Annotated in this window: 23 protein-coding genes and 2 pseudogenes; 5 read left to right on the top strand and 20 right to left on the bottom strand. The window is 70.2% G+C overall.

What is annotated here, in order from left to right; all coding sequences use genetic code 11:
• Positions 1–71: 71 nt before the first annotated feature.
• Both ACFVYN_RS01860 and ACFVYN_RS01855 read right to left on the bottom strand, forming a co-directional pair.
• A complete protein-coding gene (locus ACFVYN_RS01860) occupies positions 72–482 on the bottom strand; it encodes a hypothetical protein (RefSeq protein ID WP_389991024.1) in 411 nt (136 codons plus the stop codon).
• An 82-nt stretch (positions 483–564) separates the two neighbouring features.
• A pseudogene (locus ACFVYN_RS01855) lies at positions 565–1032 on the bottom strand (carboxylesterase family protein); the annotation flags it as partial.
• Between the two features lie 53 nt (positions 1033–1085).
• Here ACFVYN_RS01855 and ACFVYN_RS01850 point away from each other — a divergent pair.
• Entirely contained in the window at positions 1086–1292 is a 207-nt protein-coding gene (locus ACFVYN_RS01850; RefSeq protein ID WP_389990969.1) for a hypothetical protein, read from the top strand.
• A 214-nt stretch (positions 1293–1506) separates the two neighbouring features.
• Here ACFVYN_RS01850 and ACFVYN_RS01845 read toward each other — a convergent pair whose 3' ends face one another.
• The 10 genes from ACFVYN_RS01845 to ACFVYN_RS01800 all read right to left on the bottom strand — a co-directional run bounded on the left by ACFVYN_RS01845 (position 1507) and on the right by ACFVYN_RS01800 (position 10287).
• Entirely contained in the window at positions 1507–2172 is a 666-nt protein-coding gene (locus ACFVYN_RS01845; RefSeq protein ID WP_389990966.1) for a response regulator, read from the bottom strand.
• The gene (locus tag ACFVYN_RS01840; RefSeq protein WP_389990963.1) at positions 2169–3296 is read right to left on the bottom strand and encodes a sensor histidine kinase; all 1128 of its coding nucleotides are present in this window, start codon (positions 3294–3296) and stop codon (positions 2169–2171) included. Before ACFVYN_RS01840 ends, ACFVYN_RS01845 begins: the two co-directional genes overlap by 4 nt.
• Positions 3293–4012 carry an ABC transporter permease gene (locus tag ACFVYN_RS01835; RefSeq protein WP_389990960.1) on the bottom strand — a complete coding sequence of 240 codons (720 nt, stop codon included), beginning with the start codon at positions 4010–4012 and terminating at the stop codon, positions 3293–3295. Before ACFVYN_RS01835 ends, ACFVYN_RS01840 begins: the two co-directional genes overlap by 4 nt.
• Positions 4009–4932, bottom strand: a complete 924-nt coding sequence (locus tag ACFVYN_RS01830) for an ATP-binding cassette domain-containing protein (protein WP_389990957.1) — start codon at positions 4930–4932, stop codon at positions 4009–4011. Before ACFVYN_RS01830 ends, ACFVYN_RS01835 begins: the two co-directional genes overlap by 4 nt.
• A 358-nt stretch (positions 4933–5290) precedes the next feature.
• The gene (locus ACFVYN_RS01825; RefSeq protein WP_389990954.1) at positions 5291–5704 is read right to left on the bottom strand and encodes a cupin domain-containing protein; all 414 of its coding nucleotides are present in this window, start codon (positions 5702–5704) and stop codon (positions 5291–5293) included.
• A gap of 34 nt (positions 5705–5738) precedes the next feature.
• Positions 5739–6506 carry an SDR family NAD(P)-dependent oxidoreductase gene (locus ACFVYN_RS01820; protein ID WP_389990953.1) on the bottom strand — a complete coding sequence of 256 codons (768 nt, stop codon included), beginning with the start codon at positions 6504–6506 and terminating at the stop codon, positions 5739–5741.
• 41 nt (positions 6507–6547) lie between these two features.
• Positions 6548–7804 carry an MFS transporter gene (locus ACFVYN_RS01815; RefSeq protein ID WP_389990950.1) on the bottom strand — a complete coding sequence of 419 codons (1257 nt, stop codon included), beginning with the start codon at positions 7802–7804 and terminating at the stop codon, positions 6548–6550.
• 167 nt (positions 7805–7971) lie between these two features.
• Positions 7972–8505 (bottom strand): cyclophilin-like fold protein, encoded by a 534-nt coding sequence (locus ACFVYN_RS01810; protein WP_389990947.1) that lies wholly within the window; start codon positions 8503–8505, stop codon positions 7972–7974.
• A gap of 15 nt (positions 8506–8520) precedes the next feature.
• Positions 8521–9186, bottom strand: a complete 666-nt coding sequence (locus tag ACFVYN_RS01805; RefSeq protein ID WP_389990944.1) for an SDR family NAD(P)-dependent oxidoreductase — start codon at positions 9184–9186, stop codon at positions 8521–8523.
• Between the two features lie 84 nt (positions 9187–9270).
• Positions 9271–10287 carry a zinc-dependent alcohol dehydrogenase family protein gene (locus tag ACFVYN_RS01800; protein ID WP_389990941.1) on the bottom strand — a complete coding sequence of 339 codons (1017 nt, stop codon included), beginning with the start codon at positions 10285–10287 and terminating at the stop codon, positions 9271–9273.
• Between the two features lie 180 nt (positions 10288–10467).
• Between ACFVYN_RS01800 and ACFVYN_RS01795 the strand changes: the two genes are divergently transcribed.
• The gene (locus ACFVYN_RS01795; RefSeq protein ID WP_389990938.1) at positions 10468–11337 is read left to right on the top strand and encodes a helix-turn-helix domain-containing protein; all 870 of its coding nucleotides are present in this window, start codon (positions 10468–10470) and stop codon (positions 11335–11337) included.
• A gap of 130 nt (positions 11338–11467) precedes the next feature.
• On the opposite strand, the gene ACFVYN_RS01790 is transcribed toward ACFVYN_RS01795, so the two are convergent.
• Both ACFVYN_RS01790 and ACFVYN_RS01785 read right to left on the bottom strand, forming a co-directional pair.
• Complete coding sequence (locus ACFVYN_RS01790) at positions 11468–11665, bottom strand: RICIN domain-containing protein (RefSeq protein WP_389990936.1); 198 nt, start codon at positions 11663–11665, stop codon at positions 11468–11470.
• A 94-nt stretch (positions 11666–11759) separates the two neighbouring features.
• Positions 11760–11894: pseudogene (locus ACFVYN_RS01785) on the bottom strand (hypothetical protein); the annotation flags it as partial.
• A gap of 668 nt (positions 11895–12562) precedes the next feature.
• Here ACFVYN_RS01785 and ACFVYN_RS01780 point away from each other — a divergent pair.
• Entirely contained in the window at positions 12563–12736 is a 174-nt protein-coding gene (locus ACFVYN_RS01780; RefSeq protein ID WP_389991019.1) for a substrate-binding domain-containing protein, read from the top strand.
• A 25-nt stretch (positions 12737–12761) separates the two neighbouring features.
• On the opposite strand, the gene ACFVYN_RS01775 is transcribed toward ACFVYN_RS01780, so the two are convergent.
• From ACFVYN_RS01775 to ACFVYN_RS01750, 6 genes are all read right to left on the bottom strand, one after another.
• Entirely contained in the window at positions 12762–15116 is a 2355-nt protein-coding gene (locus ACFVYN_RS01775) for a glycoside hydrolase family 3 N-terminal domain-containing protein (protein ID WP_389990933.1), read from the bottom strand.
• 85 nt (positions 15117–15201) lie between these two features.
• Complete coding sequence (locus tag ACFVYN_RS01770; RefSeq protein WP_389990930.1) at positions 15202–16032, bottom strand: carbohydrate ABC transporter permease; 831 nt, start codon at positions 16030–16032, stop codon at positions 15202–15204.
• On the bottom strand, positions 16029–16880 hold the full coding sequence (locus ACFVYN_RS01765) for a carbohydrate ABC transporter permease (protein ID WP_389991017.1): 852 nt from the start codon (positions 16878–16880) through the stop codon (positions 16029–16031). Before ACFVYN_RS01765 ends, ACFVYN_RS01770 begins: the two co-directional genes overlap by 4 nt.
• A 95-nt stretch (positions 16881–16975) precedes the next feature.
• On the bottom strand, positions 16976–18280 hold the full coding sequence (locus tag ACFVYN_RS01760; protein WP_389990928.1) for an extracellular solute-binding protein: 1305 nt from the start codon (positions 18278–18280) through the stop codon (positions 16976–16978).
• Between the two features lie 645 nt (positions 18281–18925).
• The gene (locus tag ACFVYN_RS01755; protein ID WP_389990925.1) at positions 18926–19615 is read right to left on the bottom strand and encodes an alpha/beta fold hydrolase; all 690 of its coding nucleotides are present in this window, start codon (positions 19613–19615) and stop codon (positions 18926–18928) included.
• A 227-nt stretch (positions 19616–19842) separates the two neighbouring features.
• Complete coding sequence (locus ACFVYN_RS01750; RefSeq protein WP_389990923.1) at positions 19843–20001, bottom strand: hypothetical protein; 159 nt, start codon at positions 19999–20001, stop codon at positions 19843–19845.
• 196 nt (positions 20002–20197) lie between these two features.
• Between ACFVYN_RS01750 and ACFVYN_RS01745 the strand changes: the two genes are divergently transcribed.
• Both ACFVYN_RS01745 and ACFVYN_RS01740 read left to right on the top strand, forming a co-directional pair.
• Complete coding sequence (locus ACFVYN_RS01745; RefSeq protein WP_389990920.1) at positions 20198–20911, top strand: GAF and ANTAR domain-containing protein; 714 nt, start codon at positions 20198–20200, stop codon at positions 20909–20911.
• 134 nt (positions 20912–21045) lie between these two features.
• Positions 21046–21339 carry a hypothetical protein gene (locus ACFVYN_RS01740; RefSeq protein ID WP_389990917.1) on the top strand — a complete coding sequence of 98 codons (294 nt, stop codon included), beginning with the start codon at positions 21046–21048 and terminating at the stop codon, positions 21337–21339.
• Positions 21340–21351 lie beyond the last annotated feature (12 nt).

The raw sequence follows: 21351 nt of genomic DNA, 5'->3' as shown, positions 1-21351 counted from the left end.
GAGGTCTACGCTGACCTCCTGAACAGTGGTGATGCGCTGACCGCTTGAGCTCGCCTTCGTTTCCCGACGCTTCAGTCGCTGCGCCACCGCTCGATGCGCTTCTTCCAGGCCCCGTCGTCCGTGGTCTCCAGGGAGCCGCGGTGGTTGATGAGCAGGTACACCTCGTTGCCCGACGCGTTGGTGGTGTTGAGGATGAGTGGTTGGCCGGCGTTCAGCAGACCGCCGAGGAAGCGGCCGTAGAGGTGGGTGAAGCGGGTTTCCGCCGCGGTGATGTCAGTGCGGGCGAGGATGAGATCGCCGTTGTCGGACCAGCCGGTGAGGACGAGCAGGTCGGAGTGCAGGATGATCCGGCCGCGGCGCTGGAAGAGAGTCCTTCGGTCGATGCCGGCGGCGATCTTCGCCGCTGCTCGCTTCTCGCTCAACTCCTGGGCGGTGGCGCAGACGTAGTCGGCCTCGGCCAGGGGTGTGCCGATGTCGCTCATGGGGATCCTCCGGAGAGGTTCGTTTCGCACGGCCCGGGTGTGCGGAGCACGGGCGCCAGGAGTTGCGCGACCAGAAGGCGCAGCGGTGTTCGGCCGCCGCGTCGACGCCGGAGAGCGTGTTCCGAGCCAACCGCTGGGTGTACGGGAAGGGCGGCCAGTGGTCGCCGGGCGTGCCAGTTCTGGCGAACGTCGTCCAGGCGGCGATCATGCGTCGGAACAGGGCGGACTGCCCGTCGTCGAGGCGGAGGCCGCCCATGCCGAACAGGTAGGGCAGCTCCGCGCTGTGGTAGGCGCCCAGCGGGAAGTCGGGGTGGAGGTCCGGTGCGGGTGGGTGGCGGTCGGCGAACTCGTAGCTGAAGACCGGGACATGCCTGGCCGGCAGCCGGTCGGAGGCCAGGGTGGGGCACACCCAACTGCGGTCGGTGCCGACCTCGGCCCCGGACGGTTCTGCTCGCCGACCCCGTACGCGCCCGCCTGGCGGCCTACCTCGACTACCGAAACCGCCGCTGGCCCCGCACCGCCAACCTCCACCTGTTCGTCTCCCAGACAACCGGCTGCGGCGTCGAAGCGGTCAGCACCGTCTGGATCAACGACGTGCTCGGCATGCCCACCAGCCGGCTCCGCGAGGACCGCCTCCTGCACGAGGCCGAAGCCACCGGCGGCGACCCTCGCCGCATCTGCGACCTGTTCGGCCTGTCCGTCGGCGCAGCCCTGCGCTACACCGGCACTGTCGACGAATCCGGCCAAGCCGAACACAGCCTTCGCAACGCGGCGCCCCCTCCGAGGCCCGCTGCCCACGGGGGTGAGTGATTGAGAGGTCCCGACGAATCGGGAGCGGGCGCCCGGCGCCTTCCCCCGAAGGTGAACTCGCGCGAGTTCGCCGTCACCACCGCCGTCCGGCGCCCGGCCCGCGGAGAGGCGAAGATGCGGGAGGTCATGGGTTCCATGGAGATCCGCGACTGCATCCACACCCTGGCCGTCTCCAGCATCGGACGCTCAGGCGTCTGCCGGAACAGTTGCGGGCTCAGCCTGAGCTGCCTGGGAGGACGAAGCCGTTTTCGTAGGCGAATACCACAGCTTGGGCGCGGTCACGCAGATGGAGCTTGGCGAACATGCTGCCGATGTGGCTCTTCACCGTCGCCTCGGTCACGACCAGGTGCGCGGCGATCTCCGGGTTCGACAGGCCCCTGGCCACCAGGAGGAGGGTCTCCCGTTCCCGGGGAGTGAGATCGGCCAGCAGCCTGGTGGAGGGCCGGAGCGGTTCGGTACGGGTGGCGTAGTCCTCGATCAGCCTGCGGGTGATCGACGGCGACAGCAGGGCCTCACCGGCGTGGACGACGCGGATCGCCTCCAGCAGGCGGTCGCGGGAGGCGTCCTTGAGCAGGAAACCCGACGCGCCCGCCCGTAGTGCGCCGAAGACGTATTCGTCCAGGTCGTAGGTCGTGAGGATCAGCACCCGGGGCGAAGATCCGGAGGCGGTCAGCCGGGAGGTGGCCTCGACACCGTCCATGCGCGGCATGCGGATGTCCATCAGGACCACGTCAGGGCGCAGAGCGGCGGCCTGGGTGAGTGCCTCGTGGCCGTCGGCGGCTTCGCCGACGACCTCGAGGTCGTTCTGGGTCTGCAGGAACAGCCGGAAGCCGGTGCGGATCAGCTCCTGGTCGTCGACGATCAGAAGGCGGGTGGTCATGCCGCATCCCTGACGGGGAGCCGGGCGGTCACCAGGAATCCGCTGGCGGTATGGCGGGCGTCCAGGCTGCCGCCTGCCACCGCCGCACGCTCCCGCATCCCGAGGATGCCGTGACCGGCGGCCGACGGGACCGGGTCACGGCTGCCGCCGTCGTCTTCGACCGTGACGTCCAACTGCGTCCGGCCGTAGTGGAGCGTCACCGTGACCTGGGTGGGGTCGGTGTGTTTGAGCACGTTGGTCAGCGCCTCCTCGACGATTCGGTAGGCCGATAGCTCGAGGCCGCCGGCCAGAGGCCGGGCCTCGCCGGTGAGCTCCAACCGCACGGGCATTCCGGCTGTCCGGTATCCGGAAACCAGCTCGGCGAGCTGGTCGAGCGACGGCTGCGGTCGCCACTGTGCGCTGTCGTCCGACGTACGCAGCAGGCCGAGGATCCGACGGAGCTCGGCCAGGCTCTGCTCCGCGTTGGCCTCGACCCGTTCCAGTGTCTCAGCCGCGACCTGGGGCTCGGTCGGCAGGACGTCCCGGGCGCCGCGCACACCGATCAGCATGACGGTGACCGAATGGGCGACGATGTCGTGGAGTTCGCGGGCGATGGAGGTGCGTTCCCGCTGTGCCGCGATCTGGTCGAGCTGCTCGCGCTCGCGTTCCAGGGTGGCCGCGCGGTCCTCCAGCGCCCAGGTGTAGCGCCGCCGGGTCTGCAGATACGAGCCGAGGGCCCACGCGCCGATCGGGATTGGCAGCGAGGAGATGCTCGCCAGCAGCAGGAACAGCGCCGTCGGGACGAGCGCCGCCACCGACACCCTTCGGTCACGCAGGTCGGCGAGCGAGGCAAGGGCGACCACGGCGGGCGCCCCGCCCGGCGAGTAGCCCAGCGGCACGAGCACCGCGGCCCCCGCGCAGGCGGCGATGAGCACCGCCAGCGGAGCGCGGCGGCGGAGGAGCAGGACGGAGCCGGCAAACACCGTCACCACGACCGGGATCACGCCGACCGGGGTGTCGTCGTCGAAGAGCAGCCCCAGCTCCACTCCGATCGTGATCACCGCCAGCGCGAGGTCGAACAGCGCCGAGCGGCGCGCGACCAGCAGGTCGTACGCCGCCCGGGCCCACCGAGGGAGCCGGTTCACGCCAGATCGCGCCGTCGCTCGGCGATGACCGCGACAAGCGTGACCGCGACCGTCCATGCGGCCAGTACCCATCCGGCCTCGGCCACCGACAGGGTCGTGTGGTGCGTCATCCGGCTCAGAATCCCGGCAGCGCCGAACGGCGTGAGGTTGACCCCCGATTCCCAGACGTCGGACAGCAGCGGGACCACGGCGAAGTTCACGATCAGGAGGACGACCACGCCCAGGACCGGGCTACGGATCAGGGCGCCGAGGGCGGCACCCATGATCGCGGACAGGACGAACGCCACGAGGTTGCCCGCCACGACGGCACCGACGTCTCCCGAGGTGAGATCGGGACCCGGCTGATCGCTCAGCAGGGGCAGCGCTAGCCCGACCGACACCATGGTCGTCAGCGTACCGAGCAGGAGCCCGGTCAGTGCGTAAGCGGTGATTCTCGCCGACAGCACGACCCCGCGGTGACGGCGGCCCACCAGAGCCGCCGGTGCGGCCGTCCGGTGCCGGTACTCCCCGGCCGTACCGACCAGCCCCCAGAGCAGAAGCAGGATCGGCAGCGCCGACAGGGCCTCCTCCTTCTCGGGCACCTCGTCCAGCGTGCCCGACCACACCGCGACCGCCAGAACGTTGAGGACCGCGAACGCGACCCCGCCCACCGCGAAGCCCAGCACGGTCCGGGTGGTCACGGTCTTGATCAGTTCGCCTCGCAGCAGATGGCTCAACGGTCCGCCCCTCCCGTGAGGCCGAAGAACGCATCCTCCAGCGACGCAGTCCGCTGGACGATCTCCTCCAGCAGGACGCCCTCGCGGTGGGCCAGCCGTGCCACCTCCGCGGCGTCGAGCCCTTCGACCAGCAGCCCGCCTGCGTCCTCGCGCTTTGTGCGGCCACCGGCCCGGGCCACCAGCCCCGACAGGCGCTCGGCCTCGGCGGTGCGCACGACGACGACGCTCTTCCCGGACCGTTCGAGGTCCCCTATCGCGCCTTCGTAGACCAGCCGGCCCCGGTCGATCATGATCACGTCGTCGACGGTCTGGGCCGCCTCGCCCAGCATGTGGCTGGACAGCAGGACCGTGCCGCCGTTCGCGGCCCGATCCCGCAGCAGTGTGCGCAACCAGCGGATGCCCTGCGGGTCCAGGCCGTTCACCGGCTCGTCCAGCACCAGGATCTCCGGATCGCCCAGCAGCGCCGCGGCGAGCCCGAGCCGCTGCCGCATGCCCATCGAATACTTCCCGACCCTGCCCCGGGCCGCCTCCTCCAGGCCGACGAGTTCCAGGACCTCACCGACCCGGCGGCGGGGCAGCCCGGCCAGCGCGGCCAGCGACCGCAGGTGCGCCCGACCGGTCCGGCCGGGATGGGCCCCGCACGGCTCGATGTGCACGCCGAGCAGGCGGGCGTCGGGCCTGATCCTCGTGACCGGCGTGCCCCGTACGAACGCCTGGCCCGCAGTCGGCCGTGCCAGTCCGACGACCGCTTTGAGCGCGGTGGTCTTCCCTGCCCCATTCGGGCCGAAGAACCCCGTCACCCTTCCGGACCCGACCGTGAACGACAAGTCGTCGACTGCCGTTCTACGGCCATAACGCTTGGTCAGCCCTTCGACGCTGATGGCTGCCGGGTCTCCAACGAATGTTCGTGAAGAAGTCATGCCCGAAGCTTCCGATGTGGTGATCTCCCAGTCATCCGCCCACGGTCGAAACCCGAACTCCCACCAGGGGAGGAGACCATCGCTGGGCGCCGTCTCCCGGCGGCCCGCTCCAGCAGAAGGTGTTTCATTCTTGCCGGAAGCCTGCTGGGCGCCTGGGCCGGCGCGACCTGGGCGGTGCGAATGCGCAGCTCCACCCTCTACAAGGTGCTGGCCGCGCTGATGGTCCTCATGGCCGCGGCCCTGTGACGGGGAGACTTTCCTCCCCCCTTGAGGCTCCGTCAGAAAGGACTGACCGACGTCATCGGGGGCATTTGCGCGCGCTGCGAGGCAGAGGGGGAGGGCGTGGGAGGGGCCGGGGCTACTGGTCGCGGGTGCGGGGGCCGTTGTACTGCTGGTCGGTGACCGGCTCGGCCCACGCGGTCTCAGGGGTGTCGTCGCCCGTGCCCTCCCACAGGGCGATGTGCTCCATGAAGCGGTCGGGGGCGGCGCCGTGCCAGTGTTCCTCGTTCGGCGGACACGCGACCGTCTCACCGGGGTGCGCCTCGAACACGGTGCCGTCCCGGGTGCCGATCAGCGCGATGCCGGAAACCACGTGCAGGGCCTGGCCCACGGCGTGGGAATGCCAGTTGGTGCGGGCGCCCGGCGAGAAGCGGACCAGGTTGGCGCGCATCCGGGACGGCTCCTGGCCGGCCACGATGACGTCCCACCACACGTCGCCGGTGAACCAGTCCGCCGGGGCCTTGCTGCTGGGCTGCGGCTTGATGAATTCCATGGTTTCCCTCAACTTCCTTTCGTGCCGGCTGACTTCAGCGGGCGACATAGCCGCCGTCCACGGGGAGGGCGACACCTACGACGAAACCCGCTCCGGGGCTGCACAGCCACAGGACCGCCTGGGCGATCTCCTCGGCGGTGCCGAGCCGGTTGATGGGCTGGTTGGCCTCGGCCTCGGCACGGTCGAGTTCCCCCTTGGCGATCATGTCGCTGACCATGGGGGTGTCGATGGTGCCCGGGCAGACTGCGTTGACGCGGATTCCGCGCGGGGCGTATTCGAGTGCCGCGCTGCTCGTCAGGCCGATCACGCCGTGCTTGGACGCGTGGTAGGAGGCCCGTCCCGGGAGGCCGACCAGGCCTCCCAGGGAGGAGCAGTTGACGATGGCGCCGCTGCCCTGGGCGCGCATGTGCCGCAGCTCGTGCTTCATGCACGCCCAGACACCGCGGAGGTTGATGGCGTTGACGCGGTCGAAGCGTTCGGCGGGTTCATCGGCGGCGTCGCTGGGCGGGATCTGGATGCCGGCGTTGTTGTAGGCCATGTCGAGGCGGCCGAAGGTCTCCACGGTGCGGTCGACGGCGGCGGCGACCTGGTCCTCGTCGCTGACGTCACAGGTGAGGGCGAGGACCTGGTGGCCGGCGTCGGTGAGTTCCTTCGCGGCCGCGTTCAGGGCCGCTTCGTCGATGTCGGTGAGCGCGACGGCGGCTCCGGACTCGGCGAACGCGCGGGCGGTCGCCAGGCCCATACCGGCGCCGGCCCCGGTGACGAAAGCTACCTGGCCGGTGAAGTCGTACGTGGGATTCACTGGTGTTGTCCCTTCAGGGTGTACGCGGATCCAGGCACGAGTCAGTGCTGCGACGGCACCTGCGCGGCCTCGTCGCGTCGCGTCTGCGTGGGCGCGCTACTCCGGGCCACGATCCGGCCCTTGCCGGACGAGCCGTGGACGGCCAGGGCGATGAGGGGCAGCAGCGTCAGGGCGGCGATCACGGTGCCGACCAGGGGCGGGCCGGTCAGGCCGAGGGAGGAGTCCAGGGCGGTACCGGCGATCAGCGAACCGGCGGCGATACCGGTGTTGAAGGCAGACGTCGTCAGCGCCGAGGTCAGGGTGGGCGCGTCGCCGGCGAAGCGCATGGCCAGCGCGGTGACGACCGGGTTGACCGTGAAACCGGTCAGGCCCATGAGGAAGACGAGGAGGGTGGCCGTGACCGGGTTGCCGGACAGCGGGATCATCAGGAACAGGACCAGAGCGGTGGCCGCGGCGGCCGTGATGGTCGTGGACATCGGACGTCGGTCGCCCAGACGGCCGCCCGTGGTGGTGCCGCCCAGGGCGCCGACGCCGAACGCGATCAGGACGAGCGGTACGGCGCCTTCGGGGATGCCCGCGCGGTTGGTCAGCAGCGGCGTGACATAGGTGTACGTCGCCAGGACCCCGCCCATGATGAGCATCGCGGCGCCCAGCGCCAGCCACAGCCGGCCCTGGCGCAGAGCCCGGACCTCGGCCCGCAGGGACACTTCGACGCGCCGCTCCTGGGCCGGGATGGAGCGGCCGATGAACACGGCGGCGAGCCCGGAGAGGACGGCCAGCGCCCAGAACGGGCCGCGCCAGCCGGTGAACTGGCCGGCGAAGGAGCCGATCGGCACGCCGACGACGTTGGCCAGGGTCAGGCCGCCGATCATGACGCCCGTGGCGCGGGTGGCGTTCTGCGGTCCCGCGGCGGTGGTGGCGACGACGAAACCGACGGACCAGAACGCTCCGGTGGCCAGGGCCGTGACTACGCGGGCGGCGAGGACGATCATGAAGGACGTGCTGAGGGCGGCGACCAGATGTCCCAGGCAGAACACGGACAGGGCCAGGATCAGCGTCTGACGCTGGGGAAGGCGCAGGGTCGCCATGGCCATGGTCGGCGCACCGACGATCATGCCGAGGGCGAAGGCGGTGATCAGCAGGCCTGCGTGGGAGACGCTGACTCCGAGGTCATCGGCCAGCTCCGGCAGCAGGCCGGCGACGACGAACTCGGTGGTCCCCATCAGGAACGTGCCAGCGGCGAGCACCCAGACGACGAAGGGGAGCTTGCCGGGGGTGGTCCCGGACGCGGAAGGCATACGTGGGGTCTCTCCTTGCGTGGAAATCGGGGATCGTGGTGGCGGCTGAAGCCGTCGCGTCGGACAGTGGACGGCGCGGCCACGTCTTCGACGGTCCCATGCAGCGAACTAGACGAAAAGGGGAGGATCTCCTCCCCCCTTCGTGCGAGGACGCACGGCGGGGCGGGTCAGGACGCGGCTTCGATGGTGATCCGGTCGGCCCCGGCAATCCGGTCGGCGTCGGTGTCGATGTGGCCGAGGACGAGCAGGTCGGCGTTGGCCGAGTCGCCGTCGCGGTAGAAGAGTGCCAGGTTGCCCCAAGGCGCGTAGTAGGTCAGGTCGCCGGCTTTCGGCGCGCGCGGCTCGGGAGCGCCCGAGGTGGTCAGCTTGCGCGGCAGGTCGGCGATCCGCTCCGTCTGGTGGAAGTCCTCCAGATCCAGGGTGAGCGGGAGCAGCTCGGCGAAGTCACGGGCGGCCGGACTGTCGTTCAGGGCGGCGCCGACGGGGCGGCCGTCGAGGGTGACCCGGATGTCCATGGCGGTGTTCCTGTCGGACGGTGTGGTGCGTGCCTCGGCCGTCGGTGTCTGCTGCTGCCGGGCGGAGGACGCGGAGGATGTCGTGTGCGGGGAGGCCGGCGCGGTGTCGCTGCAGGCCGCCGCGGCCAGCAGGACAGTGGTGGCCATGGCGGCGTGCGCGAGGGCACGGAGGGTGGCCGGGTTCATGGTGTCGTCCGGGCGTCAGTCGGGCAGGGGCTCGGCGTAGCGACGGAAGCCGTCCCGCTTGGCGTGGAGGTCGTACAGGAGCTCGGCCAGCACGTCGGGGCTGCTGCGCTCGGCGTCGGGCCGGATCGCTCCAGGGATGATCAGCTGGGCGGCGTGGATGTTCTCCGGGGCGAGCGTGTCGTGCAGCATGCGGGCGTAGGCGCTCTCGGCGGCGAAGGCGATCGAGGTGCCGGCGACCTTCGGGTTGGGGCGTACGGCGCTGGAGCCGTTGACGAACAGCAGGGTGCCACGGCCGAGTTCGCGCATGCCGGGCAGGACCGCGTTCACCGCGGTGACCGGGCCCTTGACGGAGAAGGCGAGCGGGGCGTCCAGATCGTCGGCGCTGGTGTCGAGGACCTGCTTCATGAAGTCGGCGCGGGGCACAGGGCTGTATTGGAGGATCTCGACGGTGCCCAGGTCGGCGGCGGCCGCGTACAGGGCCGCGGTGAGGGACTCGATGTCGAGGACGTCGGCCGGGTAGCCGCGCGCCTGGACGTCGTCACGGGCGAGAGTGGCCGTCAGACCGTCCAGTTTTTTCGCGTCGCGGGCGATGAGGGCGACGGTGTGTCCGGCGGCTCCGAAGCGCCGGGCGGTGGCCAGCCCGAGACCGGGTCCGGCACCGATGAGGGCGAAGGTCGTCATGTCAATCCTTGTACGAGCGTGGAGGGTTGCCGGTCCTGTGGCCGCACCGCGTCGGTGCGGCCCCGGGTGTGGACGGGTCTGCGCTCAGGGCTTGAGCAGGGCCTTGATGGCGCGGCGCTCGTCCATGGCCTGGTAGCCCTCGGCGACCTGGTCCAGGGGCAGGGTGAGATCGAAGACCTTGCCCGGGTTGATCCGGCCGGTCAGGACGCGGTCGATCAGGTCGGGCAGGTAGCGGCGCACGGGGGCGGGACCACCGCGCAGACCGACCTGGGAGAAGAACAGCTCCTGGCCGTCGACCGAGACCTCGTGCGGGACGCCGACGAAGCCGACGTTGCCGCCGGGGCGGGTGGAGTTCAGGGCCTGCCGCATGGACTCGGCGGTGCCGACGCACTCCAGCACGGAGTCGGCGCCGATGCCGCCGGTGAGGTCCTTGACGCGGGAGATGCCTTCGTCGCCGCGTTCGCCCATGATGTCTGTGGCGCCGAACTCGAGGGCGAGCTTCTGCCGCGAGGCGTGCCGGGACATGGCGATGATCCGCTCCGCACCCAGTTCCTTCGCGGCGATGACACCGCACAGGCCGACCGCTCCGTCACCGACCACGACGGCGGTCGAGCCGGGCTTCACCTCGGCGGCGAGGGCCGCGTACCAGCCGGTGCCCATCACGTCCGAGACGGCGAGCAGGCTCGGTACGAGCTCGGCGTCCGGGTGCTCGTCGGTGGCGACCAGGGTGCCGTGGGCGTTGGGGATGCGCACGTGGTCGGCCTGGCAGGTGCTCATGAACTCGCGGTTCAGACAGGAGGACTGCCAGCCGTTCCGGCAGTTCACGCAGGTGTTGTCCGAGGTGGCGAAGGAACCGACCACGAACTGGCCCGGCGCGACGTTGACGACCTCGCTGCCGACCTCCTCGACGATGCCGACGTACTCGTGCCCCATCGGGTGCGGGTCGCCGATCGGTTCCGCGCCGCGATAGGGCCACAGGTCCGAGCCGCACACACAGGTGGCGACGGTGCGGATGACGGCGTCGGTCGGATGGAGGATCTTCGGGTCGTCCAGGGTCTCGAAGCGCACATCGCCGGGGGCGTGAATGACTGCTCCGCGCATGGGGTCTTCCTTCCGTGCGGGGATCGGTGAGCCGCAGCCGTCGCAGGAACGACTGCTCACGATCGAGCCTCACACGCGAGGGCGGGCGCGAAAAGCGGAGAGAAATATCCCGGGAAGGAAACATCCTGGGAGGAAATTCTCCCCCCTTACGCGGGTGCGATCGATGTCATCCTGGGAAACATGACCGCCAACGTTCCCCTCAATGAGCTGGGAGAATTCCTCAAGAAGCGCCGCTCCGAGCTGAGCCCGCGCATGGTCGGACTGCCCGAGACGGACGGGCCCCGCCGGGTGGAGGGGCTGCGCCGCGAGGAGGTCGCCCAGCTCGCCAGCATCAGCACCGACTACTACACCCGTCTGGAACAGGGCCGTATGCAGGCGTCGGCGCCCGTGCTGGACGTCCTCGCCCGGGTGCTCCACCTGGACGACGACGAACGGGGCTACCTTTTCCAACTCGCGGGCAAGACCACCACCCGCACCCGGCACCGCGGACGGCAGAAGGTCCAGCCGCAGTTGCAGCGGGTCCTGGACGACCTCACCGCCACTCCGGCCGTCGTACAGGGCCGGCGCGGGGACATTCTGGCCTGGAACGCGCTGGCAGCCGCCCTGGTCACCGACTTCTCCCGCCTCGCGGAAAAGCACCGCAACTACCCGCGGATCATCTTCACCGACCCCGCCATGCGCACCCTGTACGCCGACTGGGAGAGCTCCGCGCACATCGCCGTGGCCCAACTGCGCATGGAGGCAGCGAAGTATCCCGAGGATCCCCGCCTGATCGAGCTGGTCGGTGAACTGTCCCTGCGCGACAAGCAGTTCGCCCGCTGGTGGGGCGATCACCACGTCGCCGCCCGCACCGTGGGCACCAAGACCCTCAACCATCCCGTCGTCGGCGAACTCGTCCTGGACTGGGACACCCTCACCGCCAACACGGACCCGGACCAGAATCTGACCGTCTGGACGGCCGAGCCCGGCTCCCCCACCCACGAACGGCTGCGCATCCTCGCGTCCTGGGCAGCGGACCAGGACCTGCCCGCCTCATCTCCCGTCAGCTGACCGCGCCCTCGGGCAAAGGCCCGCGGCCGGGGCACACGCAATGGGGCGGATCAGCAAGGACGGGGACTCCCGGCGGACCGAGGTGCACGGCCCGCCCGGAGTCCCCGCCGGTCGGCGGTCACCCTGCGCCTCAGACGACCATCCACTGCTGGTTCGCGTCGGTGGTGCACTTCGTCCGGTCCAGGGCCGCGCCGTTGTCGGCCGACGCCCCGGCGACCTCCAGGCACTTGCCGCCGCGCACGTTGACGAAGGTGACGTAGCCGCCGATCACCGCCTTCCTCGTCCACAGCTGGTGCCGGGCCCCGGTGCACGTCGACTGGACGGCCACCGCACCGTCCGCGCTGGAGGCGCCGGAGATCTTCGTACCTGGAGCCCACGGCGGTGGGCACCCACTGCTGGTTGGCCCCGGAATTGCAGTTGCCGGAGTTCACCGCCGCCCCATCGTCCGTACTCAGAAACCAGACGTCCGCGCACTTCGCGCTGTTGCGGTTCAGCAGATGGTTGTTCGAGGCCCCGAGCGGACCGGCGATGACCGGCCAGCCGCCCGCGAGGGTCACCCGCCGGATGTCGAGGGTCTCCTGCCCGGAGTTGTCGCCGTCGTAGTAGTGGTAGGCGAGGAACGTGGACGGGCCGTCGTCGTAGGCGTCGGCGCCGCCGGCTGCCACCTTGGGGTAGGCGCCGGTCAGGACGGTGGTCCCACCGCCGGAGGCCAGGTCGGTGCCGTTCTGAGTCCAGGTACGGCCCGGTGATCCTGCTGGACCGGCCGACCACGGTGTAGTACGTGCTGTTGACGCCGCTGCAGCAGTTGCCCTTGGAGCCGAAGAGGTAGTAGTGGCCGCCGTCGCGGATGATCGTCGGGTTCTCGATGCCGACGGCGATGTGCCACAGGTTGCTTCCACGGCGCCGACCTGCTCCACGTCTTCGACAAGCTCTCCCTTGTCGGCGCCGACAGCCCCGGCCGTCTCGCCGTACGCGACACCCTCCTCGGTGCGTGGGCCGCCTTCGCCGCCACCGGCGATCCCGGCTGGCCGCCCTACGACGCCTGCGCGGCGGACAACTCACGGGCCATCGGCGGCTTGGCGACCGCCACAGACCGGATGATCACCGAGCCGCCGGCCGACAACGTCACCGCACTGTGGGCCAACCCACCCTCCTGAGTAATCGCGCGCCCGAAAGAACGGTCAACACCCGAACCCGGCCGGAGTACGAAACTCCGGTGGCGGCCATGGCCTCGCCGCCGCTGAGCGCGGTGCGCCAGCCGTTCGAGGAGCTGGGGCGCGAGGCCACCCGGGTGCTGCTGTCCGTCGCCGAGGGGCGCCCACCGGCCTCCCCTCGCATCGAACTGGCCACGGAACTGGTCCTGAGGGCCTCCACGTCCGCGCCGCGCACCCACCTCTGAGGGGCGGGAAAGGGCGGGCGGTTCATCAGCCCCGCTCGACCACCGCCGGCACTCCGTGCTGCCGTATGACGCTCGCGTCCCGCTGCGCGCCGACGAGCTGAAGGCTCGTCTCGTTGGGCGTGTCCTCGCTGGAGGAGCCGGCGCGGAGCCGGATCTCACCGGGCTCGACCACGCGGTGGCCGTCAAGACCGGTGAAGGCCAGACGGTCCGTGTGAATGTCGAAGCGGACGGTCGCCTCCTCCCCTGGCTCCAGCGGCACCTTGGCGAAGGCCAGCAGTGTCTGGACCGGCCGGGTGACCTGGGCGAGCGGGTCGGTGAAGTACACCTGGACGGTCTCGGCGCCGGGCAGGGCACCGGTGTTCCGCACTCGCACCGAGACCGTGAACTCGCTGTCTGTCGGCACCAGTTGGCGGTCGGTCCGCAGATCGTGGATCTCGAATCCGGTGTAGGACAGGCCGTGCCCGAAGGGGAACGCGGGGGTCGGGTCCAGGTTGGACAGCCAGCTCTGCCGGTCGCCCAGCGGCGGGTGCAGATAGGTGTACGGCTGCCCGGCGGGCGAGGTGGGGATCTGCACCGGCAGCTTGCCGCTGAAGTTCGCACGGCCCGAAAGGAGTTCGGCGACCGCTCGCCCGCCTTCCTCGCCCGGCAGGAAGACCTGCACCATGGCCGCCGTACCGGCCGCGAAACGCCCCACGGCGTACGGCCGTCCACTGACGACGACGAGGACGACGGGCTTGCCCGTCGCGAGCACGGCCTCGACCAGTTCCTCCTGCACGCCGGGCAGCCGCAGGTCCTCGGCGTCGCAGCCCTCGCCGGAGGTTCCGATGCCGAACATGCCGGGCTTGTCACCGACGGCCAGGACGGTGACGTCGGCTGTGCGACTCGCCTCCACCGCCACCGCGATGCCGTCCCGGTCTTCGTCCCGTATCGGGCACCCCTGCGCGAACTCCCAGTCGACAAACGGGAGTTCGGTGAGCAGCGCGCCGCGCAGCGACTCGGCCCCGACGCCGTTTCCGAGGTCGTCGCGGTCGGAGAGGACGTGGTTGGGGAAGCTGTAGCAGCCGAACATCGTGCGGACGTCGTCGGCGCACGGGCCGATCAGGGCGATCCGGCCGGCAGCGGGGAGCGGCAGGCCCCCGGCGTTGTGCAACAGCACGGCGCCGGCCTGGGCGACGGTGTGGGCCAGTCGGCGGTTCTCCGGCTTGTCCAGGTCCAGGATCCCTTCGCGCAGGGCGGGCGGTTGCGGGTCCCAGTCCGGGTCGAGGAGGCCGAGGGCGGCCTTCTGCCGCAGGACCCGGCGCACCGCCTGGTCGACATCGGCTTCGCCCGCCTTTCCGGCCCGGACGGCGTCGGCCAGTGCGGCACCGAAGCCCCGCTGGTCGGGCAGTTCGACGTCCATGCCCGCACGGAGTGCCAGGGCCCCGGCGTCCGGCAGGTCGGCGGCCACCCGGTGCGCGTCGACCAGGAACGGCAGCGACCAGTAGTCGGAGACGACGGTGCCCTCGAAGCCCCACTGCTCGCGCAGCACGCCGGTCAGCAGCCGACGGCTGGCGGCGGGGGCCTCGCCGTCGATCTCGGCGTACGAGTTCATGACCGAGCCCACTCCGGCGGCGACGATCCGCTCGAAGGGCGGCAGGACGACGTCGGTGAGCTCACGGTGGCCGATGCCGACCGGGGCATGGTTGCGGCCACCCATCGAGGCCGAATACCCGGCGAAGTGCTTCAACGTCGCGTACACCCCTGCGCCCTGCAGGCCCAGGACGTACGCCTCGCCCATCTCACCGACCAGGTAGGGGTCTTCACCGTAGGTCTCCTCGCAGCGGCCCCAGCGGTAGTCGCGGATGACGTCGACGACCGGGGCGAGGCCCTGGTGGACGCCGGCCGCGGCCATGTCGGTGCCGATGGCCGCGCCGACGCGGCGGATCAGGGCGGGGTCGAAGGTGGCCGCCATGGCGAGGGAGGTGGGGTAGATGGTGGCGCCGTAGGCGGTGAAGCCGGTCAGGCACTCGTCGTGGGCCATCGCCGGGATGGCGAAGCGGCTCTGCGCCATGATCTGGCGCTGGCGTTCGGCCAGCAGGCGGGCGTGTTCCAGGGCGGGGCGGGGGACGGTGCCGTAGGGGCGGGTGAGCTGGCCGAGGCCGTGCCGGGCGGTCTCGTCGAGGTCGCCGACGCGACCGAACAGGTTGGTGCCGGGGGCGACTTCGGGTCCGGCCGGCTCGACGTCCTCCCACGCACTGCCGAGCTGGGCGATCTTCTCCTCCAGGGTCAGCCGCGCGAGCAGCGCCTCGACGCGTTCGCCGACCGGACGGGCGGGGTCGGACCAGGGACGGTCGTCGTCCGCGGGGAAGAGACCGGCGTGGTCCGGTGTGGTGGTCGTCATGCACGACTCCTCGTGGGGGCGTTGCGCGGGCATGCCGAGGACGGCCGGGGCCGTGACCCCCCGGCCTGTTCGGGCTCGGCGTCGGTTACTTGGAGAATCCGGCGGTCAGTCCGGCGACCAACTGCCGCCGGGCGAGGACGAACACCACCAGCATGGGAAGGGTGGAGAGCACCACAGCGGCCATGGTCGCGGGCACGTTGATGCCGAACTCGCCGCGATAGAGCGTCAGGGCGAGCGGCAGTACGGCCCTGTCGCCGCTCTGGGTGAGGATGAGCGGGAACAGGAAGCCGTTCCAGACCTGAAGTCCGTCGTACACGGCGACCGTCACCAGCGCGGGCCGGGCCATCGGCGCGGCCAGCGAGAACAGCATGCGCCAGTCGCCGGCGCCGTCCATGACCATCGCCTCGAACAGCGAACGCGGCACGTCCCTGAGGAAGCTGACCAGGATCATCACGGTGACCGGCAGGGCGAACGCCGCCGAGGGCAGCACGATCGCGAGCAGGCTGTCGTACATCCGCATCCGGATGATCAGCAGGTAGACCGGGATGATCACCGCTTGGAGGGGGATCGCCAGGCCCAGCAGGTAGAGGCGGAAGGTGAGGCGGGACCAGCGGTTGGTGTGGCGGACGATGGAGAACGCGGCCATCAGGGCTACGGCCATGACGATCGCGACCGTGGCAGCGGTGACGATCACGCTGTTGAGCAGGTAGCCCGTGAAGTCACCGGCGAGGACGGTCCGGTAGTTGTCCAGGCTCGGGCGGCCTGGCAGCGCCAGGGGGTTGCCGGTGGTGAAGTCCGCCTGGCCGCGGAGGCTGGTCACCACCACCCAGTACAGGGGCACGACGACCAGCGCGGTCCACAGCAGGGTGGTGCCGCCCGTGGCGGTACGGCGCAGGGTCGCGACGACGGTGCTCACATGCCCTCCTGCTGGCTGTCCATCCGGGTGAAGCCGGACAGGCGGGTGGTCAGCAGCGACAGCGCGAGGCCGAAGACCACCAGAAGCGTGGCCATCGCGCTGGCCCGGCCCATGTCGTGGGCCTGGAAGCCCGTGATGTACATGGCCAGCGGCAGCACCCGGGTCGCGGTGCCCGGACCACCGGTGCCGCCGGACAGGACGTAGATCAGGTCGAAGTAGGTCAGCGAGCCCACGAGCATGAGCGTGCTCGAGGTGACCAGCGTGTACTTCAGCTGGGGCAGTGTGATCCGCAGCAGACGGGTGACGGGGCCGGCTCCGTCGATGGCGGCGGCCTCGTAGAGCGACACCGGGATCTGCCGCACGCCGGCCTGGTAGAGCAGCGCGTGGAACGGCACGAACTGCCAGGCGATCACGAAGATCACCGTGTAGAGGGCCAGGTCGGGCGAGCCGAGCAGGGGCTTGGCCAGCCAGTGCAGCCCGGGGGCGGCGCCGATGCCGAAGGACGGGTCGAGCAGGGCCTGCCAGGTCAGCCCGACCGCCACGGCGGACAGCAGCAGCGGCAGGAACCACACCAGGGCGAAGAACGCCCGCAGTCGGCCCCGGGGCGCCTGGAAGACACCGAGCGCAAGCGCCAGGGGCGTCTGGACCAGCCAGCTGACCACCATCACCTTGATGGTGAGCCACAGCGCCTGCCAGGTTGCGTCGTCGGTCAGCACACCCGTCCAGTTGGCCATTCCGGACCAGCCGACCGAGCCGAGACCGTCCCAGCGCGCGAGGCTCAGCACCACTACGCCGACCAGCGGGACCAGGCCGAACAGACCGAACAGAAGCAGAGCGGGCGCCGCCATCAGCAGACCGCTGTAGCGGCGGCGCCCGGAGCGGCCCGTGGCCGGACGCGTCCTCTGGGACGCGACCGGTCGCGGGGTGCGGACGACCGTGGCCATTACTGCGCCGCCTTGCTCATGTTCGTACCGAACTCCTCGGGCGAAATCTGCCGCAGGAACGACTTGTCCACGTTGGTCAGCAGCGGGTCGGCCTGGTCGGAGGGCAGCGCCTGGTCCCAGGAGAGCTGGAAATTGGGCGAGTTCCGCACCAGGCCGTAGACGAAGGTCAGCCACTTCTTGTCGTCGGCCGACTTCACCGCCGCCAGCTTGGCGTCGAGCTTGTTGACCGGGGGCACGCTGCCGGACGACAGGTAGGCGTCGACCTGGGAGTCGTTCAGGACGTAGTCCTTGAAGTAGGTGAGCGCCGCGGACTTGTTCTTGCTCGACGAGTTCAGCGACAGGAAGTTCGAGGGGTTGCCGACGATGGCCTGCGGGTCGCCCTTGCCGCCGGACAGGGCCGGGAAGGGCATGTACCCCAGGTCCTTCTGCACGAAGTCGGGGGCGGCCTTGACCAGGTTCGCGTACTCCCAGGTGCCCATGAGCTCCATGCCGGCCCTGCCGGTGTAGAGCAGGGCGGTGGAGGCGCCCTGGTCGTAGCTGACGGAGGAGGCGTTGGAACCGAACGCGCCGGCCTTCGCCAGATCCTGGAGCTTCTGGTCGGCCCGGGTGACCGCGGGGTCCTTCCAGCCCGAGGGGCCACCCGAGGCGATCTTGTCGAACACCTGCGAGCCGCCCTCGCGGTCGAGCAGGTACTCCATGTACATGAGCGTCGGCCACTTGGAGTTCGCGGCGAGCGATACGGGCGTGACGCCGTCGCCCTTCAGCTTCCTCACGGCGGCGAGCAGATCGTCGTACGTCTTCGGCGGTGTCACGCCCGCGTCCTTCAGGACCTTCTTGTTGTAGTAGAGGACGACGGGCGCGAGACCGTTGGCCGGGACGCCGTAGACCTTTCCACCGAAGGTGGCGCTCTTCAGCACACTGGGGGTGAACCGCAGGAGGTCGACCTGTGCATCGGTGAGGGTGTCGACCTTGCCCGCCCTGACGTAGTCGTCCAGCGCGCCACCGCCCCAGCTGAAGAAGATGTCCGGAGCCTGGTTCGCACCGAAGGCCACCCGCAGCTTCTGCTTGTAGTCGTCGTTCGCGAACAGCCGCAGGATGATCTTCGTGTCCGGGTGGTCCTTGTTGTACGCGTCGACGGACTGCTTGAGGATCGTCTGGTCGTTCAGCGCCCACATCGTCAGCCCCTTGGACGACGAACCCCCGGACGTTCCGGCGGGCCCCGAAGTCCCGCACGCGGCCAGAGCCATGGCCGCCGTCACGACCATGGCCGCACCGACCCCGCGTCGCACTCCGGCAGCGCTCATACCGCTCTCTCCGTGCACTGGAATTCCGCGCATCATGTGCCTCTCTTCTCTCCGCATGCCGAATTCAAGCGCCAGGCATGGGGGCTGGTACGAAAAGCTTTCGGACGTCGTCACCGCAGACGTCCGGTCTGCTGAACCGGGACACTGACACGGAATTCACACCGGAGACAAGGAGGGAAAATCCCTCGGTTACGAAAGACTTTCGCGTCCGGACACAGGATCAGCGGCCTGCCGTGCTCCTGGGCACAGACGGGCACGAGGCGTCAGAACAGCGTCAGCGTGAGACACGAAGGCCTCCTGGTTGGCGGACCCGTGCGGACGACCTCGCCCAGCCTCGTCGCCGGTGCCGGGTTGCACTTCCTCTCGGCAGCTCCACAACCTCACTGGGCAGTGCAGCCGCACCACACGTTCGTCACGGACCCCGCAGCCCTCGACAGAAAGCTGATGACGGCGGCGCCCATGAAGCGCGCCCTCCAGAGCATCACCGCATTCAATACGAGAGCCGGCAAATCCCGACAGATCTCGCAACACTGCTTGAGACCGTTCAATAGTCGATGCGTCTCGCAGTTTCCGAAGCATGCGGCGGCCCGGCCATCATGAGCATGCGTGACGTCGGGTTTCGGCGGATCACCGAAGGAACCGGATTCATCGGCTCTCGTTCACCGGCCCGAACTCCAGAATCTGTCGGGCGGTGATGTCGGGCCGGCTGAAGTGCACCGCGTGGGCCGCGCCGGGCACCACGGCGAGGCGGCCATGCGGCAGGGCGGCGGTCACGCGCTCGGCCCAGAGCTGGGGGGCCACCGGGTCGCCGGATCCCCTCAGCACAAGGGTCGGCGCCTCGATGCGACGCAGGCGCGCCTCGAACGGGCCGGACGCGTCCTGGCGTGCGCAACGGAATCCCGCGAGCGACCGCGCCGGTCCGGTGACCAGGTAGTCCGCGGCGGCCACAGCGAGGAGGGACAGTGGTTCCCTCGGCGCGTCGGTCAGCAGTCGCAGCAGTTGCCGCACCGGTGACAACGCCGTCGCGTCGAGTGCGGGGCCGATGAGCACCATCCGCTCCACCAGTCGAGGGTGCTCGGCTGCGAGCGCCGCGGTCACCTGGCAGCCGACCGAGTTGGCTACGAGGACACACGGCCCGATCGCCGCGGCGGTCCGCCAGCGCAGCAACTCTTCCACCGTCTCCTCGACGTCCGGGGAGCGCCGGACGGCCCGCCGCGAGCGTACGTTTCCCGGTAGGTCGGGCACCAGCACGGTCCGCCCCGCAGCCGCCAGCGACCGGGCGAGAGGGGTGAAGTAGCGTCCTGACAGGCCGAGGCCGTGGACCATGACGACCACGGCTTCGCTCGGGGGCCAGGGACCGAAGCGGAGGGTGTACAGACCCGCAACACGCCCTTCACGCCGGGACGTCGACCGCAAGGGCTGTTCTTCCGGCCCGGGCGAGTGGACGACACCCTCGCGCCTGTGTCGACCGACGGGAACGCCCGGCGGGAGCGGGCCCGAACGGCTCTTCCTCAGCACGTCGGCGCGTCCGCGGCCCGGTCGTCGCTCGCTCCCGTCCAATTTCAGCTCTCGTCGTCCTCATGCGTCTCGGATGTCTCGTCGGCCGCCGTGGAGGGCCCGGTCTCCGGACGGCTCTCGTCCTCCTCGGGATGAGCGTCCTTTTCCCCGGTGAGCTCTTCCAGCGGGCTCTGACGGCCGTCCGCCGCATCGGAAGCGTGCATGATCCGTCCCTTCCGTTCAGCTGCTCCTTGCCCTTTCGCCGAGTCACCGCGCCAGAAGGTCCCAATCATCCTGTTCACGGCTTCATGAAGGTGCGCCGTCCGGGTACTTCGCTCGCATGACCTTTCTTCAGCACACCTCGAGTGAGACCACCCGCGGGCCGTCCGCGCCGGACGCACAGGGTGGGCGGAGCGCCGGATGACCTCGAAAGCCGCGCAGACGGCGCTGCTGGTCGCCGAAGCAGCCACCGACGCGCGCACCGAGGAGATTCCCCGGCAGGTGTGCGCGGTCGTATGCGAGGGGCTCGGTGTGGACGGCGCGACCCTCTCCCTCCTCACCGACACCCCCTCGCGGCAACTGCTCGCCGCCTCGAACGACGACGCGCTGGTGCTGGAGGAGATCCAGTTCACGGTGCTTGAGGGCCCCTGTCTCACCGCAGCCCACCGCGGTGAGACCGTCGCGGTGCACGACCTGCGGCACGAGGTGACACCCTGGCCCCTGTTCGGCGCGTCCGTACGCGAGAAACTGCCGCAGGTCGCATCGGTGTACGCGCTCCCCGTGTTCTTCGGCGACTACGTCCTGGGGTCCGTCGACCTGTTGGCCCGTCGGACACACGCTTTGAGCGCGTACGAGCTGGAGCAGGCGGAGGGCGTGGCCGAGGCCGTGTCGGCCGCTCTCATGTCGACTCGCGACATGCTGCTGAACGGAGGGCGCCCGCCCGCCTGGGAACCGCAGGAGATCGTTCGCGCCCACTGGTTCGACACCGCCCGCGCTGTCGGAGCCTTGGCGTCCCGGCAGGGACTCACTCCGGAGGACGCCCTGGCCCGCATGCGTGCCGAGGCCTTCCATACGGGCAGGTCACTGACCGACATCACCGCCGACATCTTGCGCGACCCGCCTCAGGATCCGTAGCCGGCGACCGTCCCGGGTGAACGGCGGCATCACGCCACAACACGCCGCCGTACAAACGAATGGAACGCTCATCTCCCCGATTCTCGCCAGGATCGGAGCGCCAGCTGCGTCGCTTCCCGTACCTGTGCCCGCAGGTGGACGGCGCTCGGAGCGACGCCGTCGCCCGCGCCGCCCTCCTCGTCCATGAGCGCGTCGAGCGCGCCGCTCACCGCTCCCGTCAGCGCCCCGGCCAGTGCGGCCGCACTCACCCGGTCCAACTACACGCGCCGGAGGTCGCCAAGGTGATGACCTGGGCGAGCGAGACCTACTACGCCGTCGACCTCGCTCCCGTACAGGTCGCCTTCCCGGACGTCGTGGACTTCGCCGCCCGGCTGGAGCGCTCGGGCCGCACGCAGCTCATGGCGCAGCTGGACTCCGTGCCCCTGTGACGGTGTCCACTC

It is taken from the genome of Streptomyces sp. NPDC058307, assembly GCF_042880295.1.
Taxonomy (GTDB): Bacteria; Actinomycetota; Actinomycetes; order Streptomycetales; family Streptomycetaceae; genus Streptomyces.
The sequence above is the reverse complement of the archived record's forward strand: the minus strand, read 5'-3'. Positions and strand labels throughout refer to the sequence as shown.